This is a genomic window from Streptomyces sp. NPDC051217 (genome assembly GCF_044455465.1).
Lineage (GTDB): Bacteria > Actinomycetota > Actinomycetes > Streptomycetales > Streptomycetaceae > Streptomyces.
This window is the reverse complement of the sequence record NZ_JBITEV010000005.1, coordinates 60,711-79,162: the sequence shown is the minus strand read 5'-3', so window position 1 is coordinate 79,162 and position 18,452 is coordinate 60,711. Positions and strand designations below refer to the sequence as shown.

At 71.8% G+C, this 18,452-nt stretch carries 20 protein-coding genes, 1 pseudogene and 1 riboswitch; of the genes and pseudogenes, 20 read left to right on the top strand and 1 reads right to left on the bottom strand.

The features are described from left to right. Positions 1-130: 130 nt before the first annotated feature. Positions 131-1,315, top strand: coding sequence for an ROK family transcriptional regulator (locus ACIBBB_RS13765; RefSeq protein WP_398981452.1), 1,185 nt, complete (start codon positions 131-133; stop codon positions 1,313-1,315). A 70-nt stretch (positions 1,316-1,385) separates the two neighbouring features. Here ACIBBB_RS13765 and ACIBBB_RS13760 read toward each other — a convergent pair whose 3' ends face one another. Beyond that, positions 1,386-2,132: an SDR family oxidoreductase gene (locus ACIBBB_RS13760; protein ID WP_398981451.1), complete on the bottom strand. Its 747-nt coding sequence runs from the start codon at positions 2,130-2,132 to the stop codon at positions 1,386-1,388. A gap of 187 nt (positions 2,133-2,319) precedes the next feature. Then, a riboswitch (FMN riboswitch) is annotated at positions 2,320-2,450 on the top strand. A gap of 173 nt (positions 2,451-2,623) precedes the next feature. On the opposite strand from ACIBBB_RS13760, the gene ribD reads away from it, so the two are divergent. The 19 genes and pseudogenes from ribD to ACIBBB_RS13665 all read left to right on the top strand — a co-directional run bounded on the left by ribD (position 2,624) and on the right by ACIBBB_RS13665 (position 18,431). Continuing rightward, entirely contained in the window at positions 2,624-3,772 is a 1,149-nt protein-coding gene (gene ribD / locus ACIBBB_RS13755) for a bifunctional diaminohydroxyphosphoribosylaminopyrimidine deaminase/5-amino-6-(5-phosphoribosylamino)uracil reductase RibD (protein WP_398982050.1), read from the top strand. Then, positions 3,773-4,390: a riboflavin synthase gene (locus ACIBBB_RS13750; protein ID WP_398981449.1), complete on the top strand. Its 618-nt coding sequence runs from the start codon at positions 3,773-3,775 to the stop codon at positions 4,388-4,390. A gap of 23 nt (positions 4,391-4,413) precedes the next feature. Continuing rightward, positions 4,414-5,055 (top strand): nicotinamide riboside transporter PnuC, encoded by a 642-nt coding sequence (locus tag ACIBBB_RS13745; protein ID WP_398982048.1) that lies wholly within the window; start codon positions 4,414-4,416, stop codon positions 5,053-5,055. Then, positions 5,052-6,344: a bifunctional 3,4-dihydroxy-2-butanone-4-phosphate synthase/GTP cyclohydrolase II gene (locus tag ACIBBB_RS13740; RefSeq protein ID WP_398981447.1), complete on the top strand. Its 1,293-nt coding sequence runs from the start codon at positions 5,052-5,054 to the stop codon at positions 6,342-6,344. Before ACIBBB_RS13745 ends, ACIBBB_RS13740 begins: the two co-directional genes overlap by 4 nt. Positions 6,345-6,436: 92 nt before the next feature. Beyond that, positions 6,437-6,922, top strand: coding sequence for a 6,7-dimethyl-8-ribityllumazine synthase (gene ribH / locus ACIBBB_RS13735; protein ID WP_398981445.1), 486 nt, complete (start codon positions 6,437-6,439; stop codon positions 6,920-6,922). 34 nt (positions 6,923-6,956) lie between these two features. Beyond that, on the top strand, positions 6,957-7,229 hold the full coding sequence (locus ACIBBB_RS13730) for a phosphoribosyl-ATP diphosphatase (protein WP_398981443.1): 273 nt from the start codon (positions 6,957-6,959) through the stop codon (positions 7,227-7,229). A 137-nt stretch (positions 7,230-7,366) separates the two neighbouring features. Then, positions 7,367-8,215 (top strand): ATP phosphoribosyltransferase, encoded by an 849-nt coding sequence (hisG, locus tag ACIBBB_RS13725; protein WP_398981441.1) that lies wholly within the window; start codon positions 7,367-7,369, stop codon positions 8,213-8,215. Positions 8,216-8,229: 14 nt separating this feature from the next. Beyond that, positions 8,230-8,700, top strand: a pseudogene (locus tag ACIBBB_RS13720) (PH domain-containing protein); the annotation flags it as partial. 263 nt (positions 8,701-8,963) lie between these two features. After that, a complete protein-coding gene (locus ACIBBB_RS13715) occupies positions 8,964-10,418 on the top strand; it encodes a hemolysin family protein (protein WP_398981439.1) in 1,455 nt (484 codons plus the stop codon). Then, positions 10,415-11,503 (top strand): hemolysin family protein, encoded by a 1,089-nt coding sequence (locus ACIBBB_RS13710; protein ID WP_398981437.1) that lies wholly within the window; start codon positions 10,415-10,417, stop codon positions 11,501-11,503. The genes ACIBBB_RS13715 and ACIBBB_RS13710 overlap by 4 nt, the downstream gene beginning before the upstream one ends. A gap of 227 nt (positions 11,504-11,730) precedes the next feature. Further along, positions 11,731-12,576 (top strand): sensor histidine kinase, encoded by an 846-nt coding sequence (locus ACIBBB_RS13705; RefSeq protein WP_398981435.1) that lies wholly within the window; start codon positions 11,731-11,733, stop codon positions 12,574-12,576. Then, entirely contained in the window at positions 12,573-13,235 is a 663-nt protein-coding gene (locus ACIBBB_RS13700; protein ID WP_398981433.1) for a response regulator, read from the top strand. The genes ACIBBB_RS13705 and ACIBBB_RS13700 overlap by 4 nt, the downstream gene beginning before the upstream one ends. Before the next feature lie 178 nt (positions 13,236-13,413). After that, the gene (locus tag ACIBBB_RS13695) at positions 13,414-13,536 is read left to right on the top strand and encodes a lasso RiPP family leader peptide-containing protein (protein ID WP_329390016.1); all 123 of its coding nucleotides are present in this window, start codon (positions 13,414-13,416) and stop codon (positions 13,534-13,536) included. A gap of 249 nt (positions 13,537-13,785) precedes the next feature. Next, positions 13,786-14,727: an ATP-binding cassette domain-containing protein gene (locus tag ACIBBB_RS13690; RefSeq protein WP_398981430.1), complete on the top strand. Its 942-nt coding sequence runs from the start codon at positions 13,786-13,788 to the stop codon at positions 14,725-14,727. Further along, complete coding sequence (locus ACIBBB_RS13685; protein WP_398981428.1) at positions 14,724-15,500, top strand: ABC transporter permease subunit; 777 nt, start codon at positions 14,724-14,726, stop codon at positions 15,498-15,500. The genes ACIBBB_RS13690 and ACIBBB_RS13685 overlap by 4 nt, the downstream gene beginning before the upstream one ends. 143 nt (positions 15,501-15,643) lie before the next feature. After that, the gene (locus ACIBBB_RS13680; protein ID WP_398981426.1) at positions 15,644-15,772 is read left to right on the top strand and encodes a lasso RiPP family leader peptide-containing protein; all 129 of its coding nucleotides are present in this window, start codon (positions 15,644-15,646) and stop codon (positions 15,770-15,772) included. Positions 15,773-15,916: 144 nt separating this feature from the next. After that, positions 15,917-17,749, top strand: coding sequence for an asparagine synthase-related protein (locus ACIBBB_RS13675; protein ID WP_398981425.1), 1,833 nt, complete (start codon positions 15,917-15,919; stop codon positions 17,747-17,749). Then, positions 17,746-18,006 carry a lasso peptide biosynthesis PqqD family chaperone gene (locus ACIBBB_RS13670; protein WP_398981423.1) on the top strand — a complete coding sequence of 87 codons (261 nt, stop codon included), beginning with the start codon at positions 17,746-17,748 and terminating at the stop codon, positions 18,004-18,006. The genes ACIBBB_RS13675 and ACIBBB_RS13670 overlap by 4 nt, the downstream gene beginning before the upstream one ends. Next, on the top strand, positions 18,003-18,431 hold the full coding sequence (locus ACIBBB_RS13665) for a lasso peptide biosynthesis B2 protein (protein WP_398981421.1): 429 nt from the start codon (positions 18,003-18,005) through the stop codon (positions 18,429-18,431). Before ACIBBB_RS13670 ends, ACIBBB_RS13665 begins: the two co-directional genes overlap by 4 nt. The last annotated feature ends 21 nt before the right edge of the window (positions 18,432-18,452 follow it).

Below are 18,452 nucleotides of genomic sequence, written 5' to 3'. Positions count from 1 at the left end.
CCGTCTCGTCCTCCCCCTGTGGCGCGGCGACGCCTGTCCAACAGTGCGGCAGTAAACTATCAGGAACCCTGCTAGATAAATAGGTGGCACCGGTCGCAAGAACCCCACCGGCATCTGGAAGGATCCAGGTATGGCCGCATCCCCGAGCACGGCACGGGCCATCAACGACCGCCTCGCCCTGGAACTGCTCCAGGAAGAAGGCCCGTTGACGGCGGGACAGCTCAAGACACTGACCGGGCTCTCCCGGCCCACGGTCGCCGACCTCGTGGAGCGGCTGCAAGGCTCCGGCCTGGTCAGGATCGTCGGCGAGACGGGCGGCAGGCGCCGCGGCCCCAACGCGCGGCTGTACGGTCTCGTCGCCGACCGGGCGCATCTCGCGGCGCTCGACGTCCGCACGCAGAGCGTCGCCGTCGTCGTCAGCGACCTCCTCGGGGTGACCCTCGCCGAGGCGGTGCTGCCCATCGGCAGTGACACCGGCGTCGAACCGGCAGTCGAGGGCGCGGCGGCCCTGCTGGAACGCACGGCCCGCGAGGCGGGCGCCGTACGGCTGCACAGCGTCGGCATCGGCGCACCCGGCCTGATCGACCCGGTGACCGGTGAACTCCGTGAGACCAGCGGCGTGCCCGCCTGGCACCGAAGACTCGTCGCCGCGCTTCAGGAACGGCTGTCCGCCACGGTCCTCGTGGAGAACGAGACCAATCTCGCCGCCGTCGCCGAACAGCGCCTCGGCGCCGCCCGCGACCAGGGCGCGGGCACCTTCGTACTGCTGTGGCTTGGCTTCGGCGTGGGCGCGGCGCTCGTCCTGGACGGCAAGGTCCGGCGCGGCGCATCCGGCGGTGCCGGAGAGATCGGCTTCCTTCCGGTGCCGGGGACGTCCGGGCTGCCCAGGTCCACGGGCTGCGACGGGGGGTTCCACTCGCTGGCCGGCTCGGCGGCGATCTGCGAACTCGCCGAGCGGCACGGCCTGTTCGCCGACGCCGGCCCCCAGGAGCCGCCCGCGGCGGCCGTCGTGCGCGCCGCCCTCACGGCGGGTCCGGCCGGGGACGCCTTCCTCGACGCCCTCGCCGCGCGGCTCGCGGTCGGCGCCGCGGCCATCAGCGCGGTACTCGACCCGGGCCGGGTGGTCCTGGCGGGCGAGGTCGGCCGGGCGGGCGGCACGGCACTGGCCTCCCGTGTCGAGGCCCGCCTGGCGGAGATGTCACCTCTCCGTACGGAGGTCGTGGCGACGTCCCTGGGTGGCGCGGCCGTGCTGCGAGGAGCGCTGCTGACGGCGCGGGACGCCGCCCAGAACGACCTGTTCGCGACGCCGGTCTGACAGCCCGTCAGTGAGCCTCGGCGGTGCCGCACATGTCCGTCAGTCGCCCGAAATGCCGTGCCCCGCCCACTCATAACTTCCGCGTCGCGAGGAAATCCTCGAACGTCTCCTTGCCCACCGCCCGTTCGGGCGTCAGCTGATGGCCCTGGCGGTACCCCGCGTACGCCTTTCCGAACAGCGGCATCGCGACCAGCCGCCGCTTGTGACCCGTCGCCCGCAGATAGGCGTCGGCCAGCTCCCGCACGGTCCGGATCTCGGGTCCGCCGAGATCGGGGACCCGGCCCGCCGGCGGGCGCGTGGCCAGGTCCGCCACCCTGGACGCGACCTCCGCCGAGCCGATCGGCTGGAGGCTCACCTGCGCGGGCAGCAGCGCGGCGACCGGCAGCTTGGTCGCGCCCTCCAGCATCCGCAGGACGTGATCGTGGAACTGCGTCGTACGCAGAATCGTCCAGCCGAGCCCCGAATCCTCAACCACCCGCTCGACGATCCGCCTCGTCCGGTGGTAACCGAGCGGCAATCGGTCGACCCCGACGATCGAGATGTGCACGAGATGCGGAATCCGCGCGCGGACGGCCGACTCCACCAGATGCGCCGCCGCCCTGTCGTCACCGCCGCGCGGCGAGGACGCGCAGTGGACGATCACGTCCACACCCTTCAACGCCTCGTCCAGCCCCCTGCTGTCGTCGTCGCGCAGATCGACGGCGTACGGCTGTGAACTGCGGCTCAGCACCCGGACGCTGTGCTCGTCCGTGCGCAGCCTGTCCACGACCTGCCTGCCGAGAATTCCCGTACCACCGGTCACGAGGATTGTTGCCATGGCCCAAGCCTGCCAGCGTGTGACACACCGGGAGACGACAGGGGTGCGAACCCGTGACCGCCCGGCGCCCGGACCGTATCCGGAACGGGCCGCCGGTTCTCCCACCGGCCACCCTCTGTGAGCCACCGCACACACCACCCCCCGATGGCCGACGATCAGGCGTGGCACACTGGTTCCGTACCAGCAGCAGCGCACTCCGGGGTCGGTGCAATTCCGAACCGGCGGTTACAGTCCGCGACCCGACCGCTTCCAGCGGCCGGTTGACCAGGTGAAACTCCTGGACCGACGGTGAAAGTCCGGATGGGAGGCAGTGCGCGGCGGGCCGTCACAGGTATGCCGCCGTCGGCGGATCGTCCTCGGACGATTCGTATCCTCGGTCCCGGCGTTCCCGTGTGCGTTTCCCGTTTCTCTGTCGTCATCGACAGGCCCCGGAGTCCGTGCCCCAGAGGCAGGAGAACCCGGTGGCCACCACCACGGCCGACACGGACGCCATGCGTCGAGCCATTGAGCTCGCCGCCCGCGCACTCGGCGCCACCAGCCCCAATCCGGTCGTCGGATGCGTGATCCTCGACGCCGCCGGAGCACTCGCCGGCGAGGGACTCCACCAGCGGGCAGGCGGCCCGCACGCCGAGATCCACGCCCTGCGCGAAGCCGGCGACCGGGCCGCGGGCGGCACCGCCTACGTCACCCTCGAACCGTGCGACCACACGGGCCGCACCGGCCCGTGCGCCCAAGCGCTCATCAGGGCCGGCGTCGCCCGCGTCGTGTACGCGGTCGGTGACCCGAACCCCCAGGCCACCGGCGGCGCCGACACCCTGCGGGCGGCCGGTGTCCACGTCGAGCAGGGGCTGCTCGCCGAGGAGGCCGAGGCGGGCAACGCGGCCTGGCTCACTTCCGTACGGCTCGGCCGCCCCCATGTCCTGTGGAAGTACGCCGCCACGCTCGACGGCCGGATCGCGGCGGCCGACGCCACCAGCCGCTGGATCACCTCCGCCGAGTCCCGCGCCGACGTCCACCGGCTCCGCGCCGAGGCCGACGCGGTCGTCGTCGGCTCGGGCACCGCCCGCGCCGACGACCCCCACCTCGCGGTCCGCGACGTCGCCGGCGCCGTCCAGCCGCTGCGGGTCGTCATCGACACCGAAGCCACCGCCGTACGGCCGGGAGCACGCGTCCTGGACGGGACCGCGCCCACACTGATCGCCGTCGCCGAAGACGCCGACACCACACACCTCAAGGCCGCGGGGCCGGGCGGGGAGCCGGTGGACGTCGTACGGCTGCCGCGCGCCGAACGGGGCCTGTCCGTCCCCGCGCTGCTCGCCGACCTGCACGCGCGCGGCGTGCGCTCCGTACTGCTCGAAGGCGGCCCGACCCTGGCCGGGGCCTTCGTCGCGGCCGGGGCCGTCGACAAGGTCGTCGGCTATCTCGCGCCCGTCCTGCTGGGCGCCGGTCCCGCCGCTCTGGGCGACGCCGGAATCACCACCCTCGCGCGGGCGTTGCGTCTACGGATGACCGAGACCGTACGCGTCGGCCCCGACCTCCGTATCACCGCGACGCCCGGACGCGCCACGACCGCGCACGCGGACGAGCTCGCCACACCCGTCAGCACCGCCAGTGCTGTTGCCACCCCCAAGGAGCGCTGAGTGTTCACCGGAATCGTCGAAGAGCTGGGTCAGGTCGCCGCCGTCGAGAAGCTCGGTGACTCCTCCCGCTTCCGTCTGCGCGGCCCCGCCGTCACCGAGGGCGCCAAGCACGGCGACTCGATCGCCGTCAACGGCGTCTGCCTCACCGTCGTCGACCTCGACGGGGGCGAGTTCACCGCCGACGTCATGGCCGAGACACTGGACCGCTCCAGCCTCGGCGCGCTCGTACCCGGCTCACGGGTCAACCTGGAGCGGCCCATGGCGGTCGGCGACCGGCTCGGCGGACACATCGTCCAGGGGCATGTCGACGGCACCGGCACGATCATGGACCGCAAGACGTCCGAGAACTGGGAGATCGTCAAGGTCTCGCTCCCCGCCGACCTCACCCGCTACGTCGTCGAGAAGGGCTCCATCACCGTCGACGGCGTGAGCCTCACCGTGGTCGACGCCGGGCCCGACTACTTCACCATCAGCCTCATCCCCACCACCCTCGCGCTGACCACCCTCGGCATCAAGGAGCCCGGCGACCCGGTCAACCTGGAGGTCGACGTCATCGCCAAATACGTGGAGCGGCTGCTGACGTCCGGCGCCCACGAGGCCGGGGGACCGGTCCGGTGAGCGCCCTGCCCTCCTGGCCGGACATGTCGTGGCTGAACGCGGAGGCGTTCACCGCCTTCGGCCAGCACATCATCTGGTCCGACATGGTCGGCAACTCGATGGGTCTGGTCGCCCTCGCGCTCGGCTGGCGACGTTCGATCCTGACCTGGCCCGCGCAGTTGCTGTCCGGCGCCATCCTCGTCGCCGCGTACGCCTCGGCGCACCTCAGCGGCGGCGTCGGCAAGCAACTCCTCGTGATCGTCGTGGCGTTGTGGGGCTGGCGGATGTGGCAGCGCGGCCGTCACCAGGCGCAGGACGGCACGATCGCCGTACGGTTCGCCACCTGGCCCGAGCGCGGGCTGCTCCTCGGCGGCACGGCGCTGGGCACCCTCGCCGTCGGTGGCCTCTTCACCGCCGTACCCGACCTGTCCTGGAACCCGTGGCCCGACGCGTACATCTTCGTCGGCACCCTCGCGGCGATGGTCGCGCAGGCACGCGGTCTGGTCGAGTTCTGGTTCGCCTGGCTCCTGGTGGACCTCGTCGGAGTACCGCTCGCCTTCAGCAGCGGGCTGGCCTTCTCCGGCTTCGTGTACGTCGTCTACCTCGCCCTCGTCCTGTGGGGGCTGCGGGACTGGTGGCTGCGCACCCGCGTGGCCGCCCCGGCTCTGGAAGGAGCGGCAGCATGACCGCACAGCCCACCTGGTACTCCACCGACAACATCGAGGACTTCGCCCTCGACCCCGTGGAGCGGGCCGTCATGGACATCGCGGCGGGCCGGCCCGTCGTGGTCGTGGACGACGAGGACCGCGAGAACGAGGGCGATCTCGTGATCGCCGCCGAGAAGGCGACCCCCGAGATCGTCGCCTTCATGATGAGCGAGTGCCGCGGACTGATCTGCGCCCCGATGGAGGGCGCGGAGCTGGACCGGCTCGAACTGCCGCAGATGGTCGACCACAACACCGAGTCGATGCGCACCGCGTTCACCGTCTCCGTCGACGCGGGACCGGCCCACGGTGTCACCACCGGTATCTCGGCCGCCGACCGCGCCACGACACTCCGCCTGCTCGCCGCCGGCGCCGCGGCCGAGCCCGCCGACTTCGTCCGGCCCGGCCATGTCTTCCCGCTGCGCGCCAAGCCGGGCGGGGTGCTCGTACGCAACGGTCACACCGAGGCGGCGGTCGATCTGGCCCGGCTGGCGGGGCTGCGTCCGGCCGGGGCGATCGTCGAGATCGCGGGCGAGGACGGGGTGATGCTCCGGCTGCCGGAGCTGATCCCGTTCGCGCGCAAGCACGGCCTGACGATCATCTCCATCGAGGACCTGATCGCCTACCGGCTCGCCGCGGAGCCCACCGTCCGCCGCGAGGCCGAGGTCCGACTGCCCACGGCGTTCGGTGAGTTCACCGCGTACGGCTACCGGTCCACCGTCGACGGCGTCGAGCATGTCGCCCTCGTCCACGGTGACATCGGCGACGGCACCGACGTCCTCGTCAGGGTCCACTCCGAGTGCCTGACCGGCGACATCTTCTCCTCGCAGCGCTGCGACTGCGGCCCCCAGCTCCAGGCCTCGATGCGACGCGTCACCGAGGCCGGCCGGGGCGTCGTCGTCTATCTGCGCGGCCACGAGGGGCGTGGTATCGGCCTGCTGTCCAAGCTGCGCGCGTACGAGCTCCAGGAGCGCGGGCGCGACACCCTGGACGCCAACCTGGAACTCGGCCTGCCCGCCGACGCGCGGGACTACGCGGCCGGGGCGCAGATCCTCGAAGACCTCGGGGTGCGCAGCCTGCGGCTGATGACCAACAACCCCGACAAGGTCGACGCGTTGGTGCGGCACGGTCTCGACGTGACCGCCCGCGAGCCCATGCCCGTCCAGGCGGGGGAGCACAACCTCCGGTATCTGCGCACCAAGCGGGACCGGATGGGGCACGAACTGCCCTGGCTCGACCCGGCGGCCACCTCGGCCTGCGGCAACCAGTAACACCCGGCGCGTACACCAGCACGTACACCGGCACATCCGTACTCATCAGCGACACCGCAGTACTCACTGCGCATCGGAACAACAGGAGAGACATGAGCGGCAAGGGTGCACCCGAACTGACCGTCCGCAACTGCGGCGACCTGCGCGTGGCGGTCATCGCGGCCCTGTGGCACGAGAAGGTCATGGACGGACTCGTGGACGGCGCCCTGGGCGCCCTGCGTGAACTGGGCATCGACGAGCCGACCCTGATCAGGGTCCCCGGGAGCTTCGAGCTGCCTGTCGCCGCCAAGGTCCTCGCCGACCGCGGTTACGACGCGGTCGTCGCCCTCGGCGTCGTCATCCGCGGCGGGACCCCGCACTTCGACTACGTGTGCCAGGGCGTCACCCAGGGCCTGACCCAGGTCTCGATCGACACCGGCGTACCGGTCGGCTTCGGCGTTCTGACCTGCGACACCGAGGCACAGGCGCTGGACCGGGCAGGACTCGATGACTCCCGCGAGGACAAGGGGCACGAGGCCGCCACCGCCGCCGTCGCCACGGCGGCCACCCTGCGCGCCCTCGCCGAACCCTGGCGCTGACGGTCCCGGCGGACGGCGTAGGCTAGTCGTCACCATGCCGAAGAAGACGTTCGAGGAGCTCTTCGCCGAGCTTCAGCAGAAGGCCGCCACGGGCGACCCCAGCACCTCCCGCACCGCAGAACTGGTGGACAAGGGAGTGCATGCCATCGGTAAGAAGGTCGTCGAAGAGGCCGCCGAGGTGTGGATGGCGGCCGAGTACGAGGGGCCCGAAGCCACCGCCGAGGAGATCTCGCAGCTGCTGTACCACATCCAGGTGATGATGGTCGCGCGCGGGATCTCCCTCGACGACGTCTACGCCCATCTCTGAGCACCACCCTCATCGACGTACGACTCCCCACAACTCCACGGCGCCGGGCGCACGGTCGCGCCCGGATCCCGCCCGCTCGCCGTTCACGTCACGTTCCCCGTTCGCCGCTGTCACGCATACGTAAGGAAGCCACTCTCATGCTGCGTATCGCCGTCCCCAACAAGGGTTCGCTCTCCGGGGCAGCGTCCGAGATGCTCCATGAGGCGGGCTACCAGCAGCGCAAGGAGTCCAAGGAACTCGTCCTGGTCGATCCCGGGAACGAGGTCGAGTTCTTCTACCTGCGCCCGCGTGACATCGCGATCTATGTGAGCTCCGGCCGGCTCGACATCGGCATCACCGGACGTGACCTGCTGCTCGACTCGGGCGCGGGCGCCGAGGAGATCCTGCCCCTCGGCTTCGCCCGCTCCACCTTCCGCTTCGCCGCCAAGCCCGGCGCCGCCGCGTCCGTCGCCGACTTCGGCGGGCTCACGATCGCCACCTCCTACGAAGGCGTTGTCGTCAAGTACCTCGCCGACAAGGGCGTGGACGCCTCCGTCGTCCACCTCGACGGCGCCGTCGAGACCGCCATCGAGCTGGGCGTCGCGCAGATCATCGCCGACGTGGTGGAGACCGGCACGTCGATGCGGAACGCCGGCCTGGAAGTCATCGGCGAGCCGATCATGAAGTCCGAGGCGATCGTCATCCGCCGCAACGGCGCGGACGCGGGCGACCCGAAGGTCCAGCAGTTCCTGCGCCGTCTCCAGGGCGTCCTGGTGGCCCGCTCGTACGTGATGATGGACTACGACTGCCGCGCCGAACACCTGGAGCGCGCCGTCGCCCTCACGCCCGGCCTGGAGTCGCCGACCGTCTCCCCGCTGCACAACGAGGGCTGGGTCGCCGTCCGCGCCATGGTCCCGGCCGCCGAGGCGCAGCGGATCATGGACGATCTGTACGAGCTGGGCGCCCGTGCCATCCTCACCACGGCCATCCACGCCTGCCGCCTGTGAAGGACTCACCTCTGATGCCCGTGCCGGCCACCCGCCCCACGCCCCCCGACCTGCCGGCGCTCCCCGTGACGTTCCGCCCGAACGTCACGCGGGCCGTCCTGCTGTCCGTCGGGACGCTCATGCTCGTTGTCATCACGGCGATGTCCCTGCTGCTGGAGAAGCTGAACTCCGCCGAGCGCGTCAGCTTCGTCTTCGTCGGGCTGCTCTTCTTCGGCGTGCTGTGCCTGCTGAGCCGCCCCAAGGTCGTCGCCGACGACACGGGCGTCACCGTCGTCAATCTCACCCGCGTCCGGCGCCTGGAGTGGGCGGAGATCCTGCGCGTCAACCTCCGGGTCGGCGACCCGTGGGTCTTCCTCGACCTGAGCGACGGCACGAGCATGCCCGTACTCGGCATCCAGCCCGGTGTCGCCAGGCAGAAGGCCGTACGCGACGCGCGGACCCTGCGCGCCCTCGTGGAGTCGCACGGCACCGGCACGGACACGGCGACCGGTGCCGCAGACGACGCCCGTACGGACACCACGACCGACGCCGGTACGGACACGGCCACGGATGCCGGGCCGGCGTGAACATTGCGGTGCCGGTCCCAGTGGCTACGCTGGGGGCGGAGGCGCCAGGTGCGCCCCGCCCCGCATCCGACGGCCGTGAGTACCGGCCCGCGGGGCATCCTGCGACCCGAGGAGTGACTCCCTCCAGCAATGGACGGATCATCCGGTAGTACATGCGCCGCCGCCTTCGAAGAGGCGGCGGCATGACCATCCCCCTGCTGCTGCTCACCGCGGCATTCCTTCTCATCCTCGCCAACGGATTCTTCGTGGCGGCCGAGTTCGGTCTCGTGACAGTGAACCGGCCGGACGCCGAACGCGCCGCCGCCGCGGGCGACCGCCGCGCCCGCGCCGTCGTCCGGGCCCTGCGGGAGCTGTCCTTCCAGCTCTCCGGCACCCAGCTCGGCATCACCATCACCTCACTCGTCGTCGGCATGCTCGCCGAACCGGCCCTCGCCCAGCTGCTCGACGGCCCTCTCACCGCCACCGGTCTCCCCGAAGGGGCCGTGTCCGGGGTCGCCGTGGTGATCGGTGTGCTCCTCGCCTCCGCCGTCCAGATGGTCATCGGAGAACTCGTACCGAAGAACTGGGCGGTCTCCCGGCCGTTGCAGGTCGCGCGCTTCGTCGCGGGCCCCCAGCATCTGTTCGCCACCGTCTTCCGGCCCGTCATCACCCTCCTCAACGCGGTGGCCAACCGGCTGGTGCGGCTGCTCGGCGTCGAGCCGACCGACGAGCTGGCCTCGGCCCGTACGCCCGGCGAGCTGGTCTCACTGGCCAGGCACTCCGCGCTGGCCGGCGCCCTCGAACAGGACACGGCCGACCTGTTCGTACGGACCCTGTCCCTCGGGCATCTCACCGCTCAGCATGTGATGACCCCGCGGGTGAAGGTCATAGCCCTCCAGTCGGACGCCACCGCGGCCGACGTACTCAATCTGACCCGCGCCACCGGCCTGTCGCGCTTCCCCGTCTACCGGCAGCGCATCGACGAGATCGTCGGCATGGCCCACCTCAAGGACGCGCTGGCCGTCCCCGCGCACGAGCGGGGACGCGCGCCGGTCGGCCGGATCTCCGTGCAGGCCCAGCTGGTGCCCGAGACGCTGCCGGTGCGGCAGCTCCTGGAGCGGCTGCGCAGCGAGCAGCCCATCGCCGTGGTCGTCGACGAGTACGGCGGTACGGCCGGGGTCGTCACCCTTGAGGACATCGTCGAGGAACTGGTCGGCGAGGTCCTGGACGAGCACGACAGCGAGGGCGACGGGCGGCCCGAACTCGCCTCCGTCGCCACCGACGACGGGCGCCCCACATGGGACGCCGAGGGCAGCTGCCGGGTCCTCACCCTCCGGCGGATAGGGCTCCAAGTCCCGGACGGGCCGTACGAGACGGTGGCCGGGCTGGTCGCCGATCTGCTGGGCCGTATCCCCGCCCCGGGCGACCGGGCGGAGCTGCCCGGCTGGCGGCTCTCCGTCCGGCAGGTCGGGCGCTACCGGGCCGAGCGTGTCCGGCTGGCGCGCACCGGCGACGTCCCGGCCCCGGCCGCCGTACGGGGCGCGAAGCCGGCGCCGGCCAGGGTCACGGTCAGGGCCACGGCGCCCGCACCGGCACAGACGCCTCCCCAGACATCGGCGCCCGCGTCCGCCACGGCCAAGGCGGAGGCGGCCCGGTGAGCGTCCTTCAACTCCTCTTCGCCGTCCTGCTCGTCCTCGCCAACGGATTCTTCGTAGGAGCCGAGTTCGCACTCGTCTCCGTACGGCGCAGCCAGATCGAACCCCTGGCCGCCGAGGGATCGGCCCGCGCCAGGCAGGTGCTGCACGGTCTGGAGAATCTTCCGCAGATGATGGCCGCCGCGCAGTTCGGCATCACCATCTGCTCCCTGACGCTCGGCGCGGTCGCCGAGCCCACCGTGGCCCATCTCCTGGAACCGCTCTTCCACGCGGCCCATGTCCCCGAGGGACTGATCCATCCGCTGGGCTTCGTCATCGCCCTCGCCCTGGTCGTCTTCCTGCACCTCGTCATCGGCGAGATGGTGCCGAAGAACCTCGCCATGGCCGCGCCGGAGAAGACCGCGATCTGGCTCAGCCCCGGTCTTGTCGGCTTCGCACGTCTCTGCCGCCCCGTCACCGCGGCCCTCGGCGCCTGCGCCACGCTGGTCCTTCGGGCCTTCGGGGTCGAGCCCAAGGACGAGGTGGAGGCCGTCTTCACCAGCGAACAGCTCAACCGTCTCGTGGAGGACTCCGGCCAGGCCGGCCTCCTCGAACCGGAGGAGCGGGAACGGCTGGGAGACGCCCTGGAACTCGGCTCCCGGCCGGTCACCGACGTTCTGCTCACCCGGGCCGGGCTGGTCACGGTGACACCCGCGGTCACGCCCCGCGAGATCGAGGAGCTGACGGTACGCACCGGCTTCTCCCGCTTCCCGGTCTGCGCCGACAACGCGGGGGTCTTCATGGGGTACGTGCACGTCAAGGACGTCCTCGACCTGGAGGACAGGGAGCGCGCCGTACCGCAGCACGTCTGGCGGCCGATGACGACCCTGCGGGCCGAACTGCCGCTGGACGACGCCCTCACCGTCATGCGCCGGGCCGCCACCCACCTCGCGCAGGTCGCCGACGCGACCGGCCGGGTGCTGGGCCTCGTCGCGCTGGAGGACGTACTGGAAATGCTCGTCGGCGAGGTACGGGACCCGTCACACCGGCAGGCGGCGCTGCCGGTGCACCAGCGCACCGACCAGGCCGGGCAGGCCCTGGCGCGCTGAGCCCACAACCGCCGGAGGGGCCGAAACCGGTCCCTCCGGCAGGTCGTGGACGGCCGGTTTTCGGCCCCCATCAACGGCTCAACTCCTCGTATGTTCGAACACATGCTGAATCAACGGGGCATGCGTGACAGAACGAAACACGACCTGACCAGAGTGTCTTCGACGGGCAAGGGAACTGCGCGCGGACCGTCTTCGTGCGGGTGCTGTCCGGCCATCGGCGGGCTGGGATGAGGTGGTCACTTCGCGGCTGGGTGTCTCTGACCGTCTTCTTCCTCCTTTTTCTGCTCCTGGTGATGCCGTGGCCCGAGGCCCTCGGCCTGGCCGTCGCCATCGGCAGCCTCTCCGCCCTCGCACCTCTGCTGGTCTGGGCCGGCAGACAGCGTCTCGGCCGGCGGCCCAGGGCGGCGGCGCCGTTCCCGCGACTGCGGTTCACCGAGCAGTTGGTGGCCGTCCGTGAGCAGGAACGGCACCGGATAAGACGTGACCTGCACGACGGTCTCGGTCCGAGTCTCGCGGGGCTCCGGCTGCGGCTGGACACCGCGGCGGGGGCCGTCCACGAGTCGTCGGCCCGCCGCCTCATCCTGGACGCCGCCGACGAGGCCTCACGCACCATGGACGACGTGCGGCGCATCATCGACGATCTGCGGCCCCCGGACCTCGACGAGGTGGGCCTGCCGAGCGCGCTGCGGAACCTGGTGGACCGGGTCGGCACGGAAACCACCCTGCGCGTCGACTGCAGGGTGCCGGAGCCGGGCACGTACCTGCGGCCCGGCTACACCACCGAACTGGCCGCCTACCGGATCGCCTCCGAAGCGCTGACGAACGTCATCCGGCACGCGGTGGCCGGCACCGTCACCGTGTCCCTGGACGTCCACGGGGACCATCTCGTCCTTCAGGTGCTGGACGACGGCATCGGCCTGCCACCCGGCCACGCGACGGGCCGCCGCCGTGTCGGGCTGAACTCGATGGCCCAGCGCGCCGAGGAGGTAGGGGGCCGGTGCCTGCTCCTGCCGCACCCCCGGGGTCCTTCGGGGACGCTCGTGCACGTGCTCCTGCCCCGGAACCCGATGTGAACGTCCGGGTGTTCCTCGTGGACGACCATCCGATGTTCCGGGCCGGTGTCCGGATCGCGCTGGAGGACACCGACGGCCTGGAGGTCGTCGGAGAGGCCGCCACGGGCGAGGAGGCCGTGCGGACGCTGCTGGGCAGGAAAGTCACCGCGGACATCGTCCTGATGGACATGCAGCTCCCGGGGTGCTCCGGCACCGAGGCGACCCGGACGATCGTCGACGGCTTCCCGGCGGGGGCCGCCGTGCCCCGCATCCTGGTGATGTCGGTGGCGGCGGACGACGACGCGGTGGTCTCGGCGCTGCGCGCCGGTGCCTACGGCTATCTGGTCAAGGGGGCGCCACGGGAGGAACTGGTACGGGCCGTACGCACCGTCGCGGTCGGCGGCGCCGTGTTCAGCCCTGCTGTGGCGGCCCGGCTCGGTGCCTATTTCTCCGCCGTGCACGAGTTGCCGAGCCGCGCCGCCTTCCCCCATCTCACCGACCGCGAACGGCAGGTCCTCGACCTGCTCGCGCGGGGGTTCAACAACCGCCGTATCGCCCGGGAGTTGGTGCTCTCCGAGAAGACCGTGCGCAACCACGTGTCCCATGTCTTCGCCAAGTTGCAGGTCAGCGACCGGGCCGAGGCGGCCGTACGGGCTCGTGACGCGGGACTCGGCGGCTGACGGACAGGCTGCCGGGAGGGTGCCCCACCCCGGGTGGTGGGCCGGGACCCGGACGGGTGCGGTGACCCAGGAACCCGGGACCGTGGGCCTCCTACGGTGGCGGTGACCAGGGGCGGTGTCCGGCCGGTGCGCCGGACACCGCCTCACCAGCACATCCGAATGGGACGGTGACCTCACGATGGCCGATCATGACGAATACGAGACCCCCGCTCTGGTCGAGCTCGGTGACTTCGCCGAGCTGACCCTGGGCTGGGACAGCGCGTGCGAGGACATCTTCGGCGGCGGCGCCTGGGCCTGCTGACGGTCCGGCGGAGCTGAACCGGCGGCGCGCCCGCCGGGGCACCGGATCCCGTCCGACCGGACGGCGTTCGGTGCCGCGATGGCGTACGCGCCCTGAAGAGAACGGCGGTGGAGGGCTTCCCTCCGCCGCCGTTGCGCGTTCCCGGGGACGGCCCTTCCCCGCCGGGCGGTGCCCCGGGCGGTCTCGGTCCGGAGGATGACATTCTCCGGCCCGATGTGCCGACTCGCGCTCCACGAGAACGTGACGGACATGATCGAGGTTGAAGAACTGACGAAACGTTACGGGGACACGGTCGCCGTGGACGGGCTGAGCTTCCGGGTCAGGCCCGGACAGGTGACCGGATTCCTCGGACCCAACGGCGCGGGCAAGTCCACCACCATGCGCAGCCTGCTCGGCCTGGACCGTCCCACCTCCGGCCGGGCCCTCATCGACGGCCGGTACTACCGGGACATTCCCCGGCCACTGTGTTCCGTCGGCGCGCTGCTGGAGGCCAGGGGCCTGCACGGCAGCCGGACGGCGTACGGGCATCTGCTCGGCCTGGCGCGCAGCAACCGCATCCCGCGGGCCCGGGTGCGTGAGGTCATCGGCATGACGGGACTGGAGGACGCGGCGGACAAACGGACGGGCGGCTACTCGCTGGGCATGGCCCAGCGGCTCGGCGTGGCGGCGGCGCTGCTCGGCGATCCTCCCGTCCTGCTGCTCGACGAACCCGTCAACGGCCTTGATCCGGAGGGCATCCTGTGGATCCGCGGGCTCATGAAGCGGCTCGCGGCCGAGGGCCGTACGGTCTTCGTCTCCAGCCATCTGATGAGTGAAATGGCGCTGACGGCGAAGCATCTGATCGTCATCGGGCGGGGCCGGCTGCTGGCGGACACCGATGTGGAGACATTCATCGCACGCAACTCCCGCTCGTACATCAGGATCCGGACACCCGAGTGGGAGCGGATGAGGGAGGTACTCGCCGCGGCGGGCGTCACCACGGGGGAGGGGCCCGACGGGACGCTGGAGGCGTCCGGGGTCTCCCTGGAGACGGTGGGCGAGCTGATCGCCGGGAACGGGGTGGTCGTCCACGAGGTCAGCCCGCAGACGGCCTCGCTGGAGGAGGCGTTCATGCGACTGACGGCGGACGCGGTGGAGTTCCGGGCGGACAGCGGGACCCCGCTGCCCCGGGCCGAGGAGGAGTCCCGGTGAGTACGGCATCCGCACAGGCGGCCATCGCCTTCGAATGGACCAAGGTCCGCACCCTGCGTTCCCTGGTGTGGAGCTGGGTCCTCTGCCTCCTGGTCAGTGTCGCCATCGCACTGCTCTTCGGGGTCTTCCTGAGAGGCGCCTACGACGACATGAGCGCGGAGGGCAAGGCGTCCTTCGACCCGATCGGCTCGGGCTTCAACGGGCTGCGCCTCAGCATGATCGCCCTCGTCGTCTTCGGTGTGCTCATGGTCAGCACCGAGTACACGACCGGGACCATCCGCGCCTCGCTGGCGGCGGTTCCCAGGCGCGGGCTGTTCTACGCGGCGAAGGTACTGACCGGAACGGCGCTCGCGCTGGGTGTCTCCGTGGTCGTCGTGGTCGTCACGTTCTTCACCGCGCAGGCGGCGATCGGCGGCCGGCTCAACGTGTCCGTGACCGACGACGGAGCACTCCGCGCGATCGTGGGCTCGGTCATCTACATGACGCTGCTCTGTGCCTTCTCGATGGGGATGGCGACGGTCCTGCGCAGCCCCTCGCTGACGCTGGGCATCCTGGTCCCGCTGTTCTTCATCGTCTCGGAGATCCTGAACAACCTGCCGAAGGTGAAGACGGTGGCGCAGTTCCTCCCCGACGCCGCCGGCGGGATCGTCCTGCGTACGACCCCGCCGGAGGACACCGTGCTCGGCCCCTGGAGCGGACTGCTGGTGCTGCTGGCCTGGACCGTGCTGTCGGTGCTCGCGGGTCTCGTGGCCCTCAGGCGCCGCGACGCCTGAGGCGCACCGGCGCGGGACGTGGACGGGACGTCGTGCCCAGGAGCCCGGGACCACGGGCCGCCTACGTTGAGGGCGCTCGGGGAGCGGTGACCCGCCCGGCGGGAGACCGCTCCCATCGCCCGCGACACCAAGGATGGTGGGACATGACCACGCATGAGGAGATCTACGAGCCGCCGCTGCTCGTCGAGGTCGGTGACTTCGAGGAGCTGACGCTGGGGCTCGGCCCCGCGGACTGCCAGGACGTCTTCACCGGAGACGCCTGGTTCTGCTGAGCCGGCGGCACCCGGCCGCGCTATCGCTTCCACGCGGCTGAGGCGGCGGTGCGGACCCACGGTGAGCTGTGGGTCCGTACCGCCGCCCTTCCTGTCCCGCCACTCCCCGTCCACCGCGGGAGTCCGTACTCCGGAGAAGGGCACATGGAGTTTCTGATCCTTCCTGACTGCCGGTCCGCGGAGCCTGTCGTCCGGGCCACCGCGCGACCCGGCCTCCGCGTCGTCCCGCACGCGTCGGGCCGCCCCTGGCTGGTGGGGGACTGGGACGACGGGCAGTGCACCCTCATCACGTCCGGGACCCGGTCGCTCGCGCTTCTCGGGCACACCCGCGTCGATGCCGGGGCCGCCACCAGGGCGCTGCGCGGGGCGAGTTCACCGGAGGGCCTGGACGTCCTCGCGCGGACCCTGCCGGGCAGTTTCCATCTGGCGGCCTCATTCGACGGACGGACCCGTACGCAGGGATCGCTGTCCACCGCCCGGCAGGTCTTCCACACCACGGTCCACGGGGTGACGGTGGCGGCGGACAGTCCCGCGGGCCTCGCGCCGCTGACCGGTGCGCGGATCGACGACGACGTCCTGGCCCTCCAACTGCTCCAGCCGATTCCCCACCCGCTCACCTCACGTCCGCTGTGGCAGGGGGTCGAATCCCTGGGCGTCGGCCACTGGCTGGAGGTCCTGCCGGACGGCGGTCACCGTTCCCGGACCTGGTGGTCCCCTCCCGCCGCCGACGTTCCCCTCTCGGAGGCGGCCGGGACGATACGGGACGCGCTGGCCGACTCCGTGGCGGCCCGCGCCAGGGGACAGGACATCCTGAGCGCCGACCTCTCGGGAGGGCTCGACTCCACCAGTCTGTGTTTCCTGGCCGCCGCCGCGGACGTCCCGCTGGTCACCAACCACTGGAAGCCCAGGGACGAGGCCAACGCGGACACCGAGTGGGCACGCCTCGCCGCCGCGTCCCTCCCCTCCGCCAGGCACCGCTTCGTCGAGACGAAGGACGCGCCGGACTGGTACGACGCGCAGGCGCACCATGCCGGGGGCCATGACGACGTGGAGGGCCCTCTCCTGTTCAGCCGCAACCGGGCGCACATGGAACGGCTGGCGCGGGACGCCGCCGGCGACGGCGCCGCGGTCCATCTCATCGGGCTCGGCGGCGACGAACTGTTCGGCGTGGCACCGCTGTTCGCCTGGTCACTGATCCGCCGGAATCCGCTGATCGGCATCCGTATGGCCCACCGGTTCGGAGCGGTCAACCGGTGGAGTCTGGCCACGACGTTCCGCAGCGTCGCCGACCGCACCTCGTTCGCGCACTCCCTGGACCTGGCGGCGCGGCAGCTCGACGCTCCGCAGCCGCCCCGGTTCCACCCGCCGGTGAGCTGGGGCCGTGGAGACCCGCGGATGCCCCCATGGGTGACGGGCGACGCGATCGCGTCCGTACGGCGCCAGCTCCGCGAGGCGGCGGCGGCGCAACCGCCACCGCTGGACCGCGACCGGGTGCAGCACCAGACCGTCGAGGTCGTGGTGCAGAGCGGTCACGGGGCCCGCCAGCTGAGCCGTGCGCTACGGCCCTACGGCGTCGAGTTCGAGGCCCCGTTCCTCGATGACCGGGTACTGGAGGCCGCGCTCTCGGTACGGGTCAGGGACCGGGTCGTGGCGGGGAAGTACAAGCCGGTGCTCGTGGCATCCATGCGGGGCACGGTGCCCGACCGGGTGCTCGACCGCCGCGACAAGGGCTCCTTCGGCAGAGAGGCCTACGAGGGCCTGTACCGCAACCGGGAGCGGCTCGCCGGACTCTGCGCGGATCTCCGCCTCGCCGACCGGGGGCTCGTCGACGCCGGGGCCCTGCGCACCGCGCTGCTCAGCCCCGTGCCCGACGTCCGCGGCCTCGGCCCGTTCGAGACCACCCTGTCCTGCGAGACCTGGCTGCGTTCCCCCAGTTCCACCCCGCACATCCCCGCACCGGCAGGAGGAACCCGATGACCTACCAGCTCGAACCCGATGTCGTGGTCAAGGACGTCGAGGACGGCGCGGTCCTGCTCGACCAGCGCGACGGCCGCTACTGGCAGCTCAACCGGACCGGCGCCGCCGTTCTGCGGCTGGCGCTCGAAGGCCGGTCGCCCGAGGAGACCACGGAAGCCCTGGCCCCCGGGCGCGCGGACCGCGCGGAGCGCGTCGGGTCCGATGTCCGGGCGCTGCTGGGCGCGTTGGTCGACGCCCGGCTGGTGGTACGCGCATGAGCATGCCCGTGGTCTCGGAGAGCCGGTCGCCGCTGGTCTGGCACCGGCACATCACGGCCCGGTGCGCCGTCGTCGCGGCGCGGGTCCTGGTGAGCATGCCCCCGAAACGGCTGCGCCGTTTCCTGGAGGTGACGGCGCGCGGCACCCGGCCCGCCACGGCGGCGGAGGCGCTCGCCGCGCGGACGGCCGTCGTGTCGGTCAGCGCGCGCTGCGCCGGGCAGGGCTGTCTCCAGCGGTCGGTGGCCACCGTGCTGCTGTGCCGGCTGCGCGGCCGGTGGCCCGACTGGTGCACCGGGATCCGCACCCAGCCGTTCCGGGCCCACGCGTGGGTCGAGGCGGAGGGCGGTGCGGTCGGCGAGCCGGGGGACACCTCGCTCTACCACACGATGGTCAGCGTCCGCCGCCCCGCCGGGCGGCCCCGGTGAGCGCGGCGGCGGTCGGCGAGG

What these genes read in the sequence shown, in the direction of transcription:
- ACIBBB_RS13765 (WP_398981452.1), top strand. Translation starts at nt 131, where the DNA reads ATGGCCGCATCCCCGAGCACGGCACGGGCCATCAACGACCGCCTCGCC.
- ACIBBB_RS13760 (WP_398981451.1), bottom strand. Translation starts at nt 2,132, where the DNA reads ATGGCAACAATCCTCGTGACCGGTGGTACGGGAATTCTCGGCAGGCAG.
- ribD (WP_398982050.1), top strand. Translation starts at nt 2,624, where the DNA reads ATGCGTCGAGCCATTGAGCTCGCCGCCCGCGCACTCGGCGCCACCAGC.
- ACIBBB_RS13745 (WP_398982048.1), top strand. Translation starts at nt 4,414, where the DNA reads ATGTCGTGGCTGAACGCGGAGGCGTTCACCGCCTTCGGCCAGCACATC.
- ACIBBB_RS13740 (WP_398981447.1), top strand. Translation starts at nt 5,052, where the DNA reads ATGACCGCACAGCCCACCTGGTACTCCACCGACAACATCGAGGACTTC.
- ribH (WP_398981445.1), top strand. Translation starts at nt 6,437, where the DNA reads ATGAGCGGCAAGGGTGCACCCGAACTGACCGTCCGCAACTGCGGCGAC.
- ACIBBB_RS13730 (WP_398981443.1), top strand. Translation starts at nt 6,957, where the DNA reads ATGCCGAAGAAGACGTTCGAGGAGCTCTTCGCCGAGCTTCAGCAGAAG.
- hisG (WP_398981441.1), top strand. Translation starts at nt 7,367, where the DNA reads ATGCTGCGTATCGCCGTCCCCAACAAGGGTTCGCTCTCCGGGGCAGCG.
- ACIBBB_RS13715 (WP_398981439.1), top strand. Translation starts at nt 8,964, where the DNA reads ATGACCATCCCCCTGCTGCTGCTCACCGCGGCATTCCTTCTCATCCTC.
- ACIBBB_RS13705 (WP_398981435.1), top strand. Translation starts at nt 11,731, where the DNA reads ATGAGGTGGTCACTTCGCGGCTGGGTGTCTCTGACCGTCTTCTTCCTC.
- ACIBBB_RS13695 (WP_329390016.1), top strand. Translation starts at nt 13,414, where the DNA reads ATGGCCGATCATGACGAATACGAGACCCCCGCTCTGGTCGAGCTCGGT.
- ACIBBB_RS13690 (WP_398981430.1), top strand. Translation starts at nt 13,786, where the DNA reads ATGATCGAGGTTGAAGAACTGACGAAACGTTACGGGGACACGGTCGCC.
- ACIBBB_RS13680 (WP_398981426.1), top strand. Translation starts at nt 15,644, where the DNA reads ATGACCACGCATGAGGAGATCTACGAGCCGCCGCTGCTCGTCGAGGTC.
- ACIBBB_RS13675 (WP_398981425.1), top strand. Translation starts at nt 15,917, where the DNA reads ATGGAGTTTCTGATCCTTCCTGACTGCCGGTCCGCGGAGCCTGTCGTC.
- ACIBBB_RS13670 (WP_398981423.1), top strand. Translation starts at nt 17,746, where the DNA reads ATGACCTACCAGCTCGAACCCGATGTCGTGGTCAAGGACGTCGAGGAC.
- ACIBBB_RS13665 (WP_398981421.1), top strand. Translation starts at nt 18,003, where the DNA reads ATGAGCATGCCCGTGGTCTCGGAGAGCCGGTCGCCGCTGGTCTGGCAC.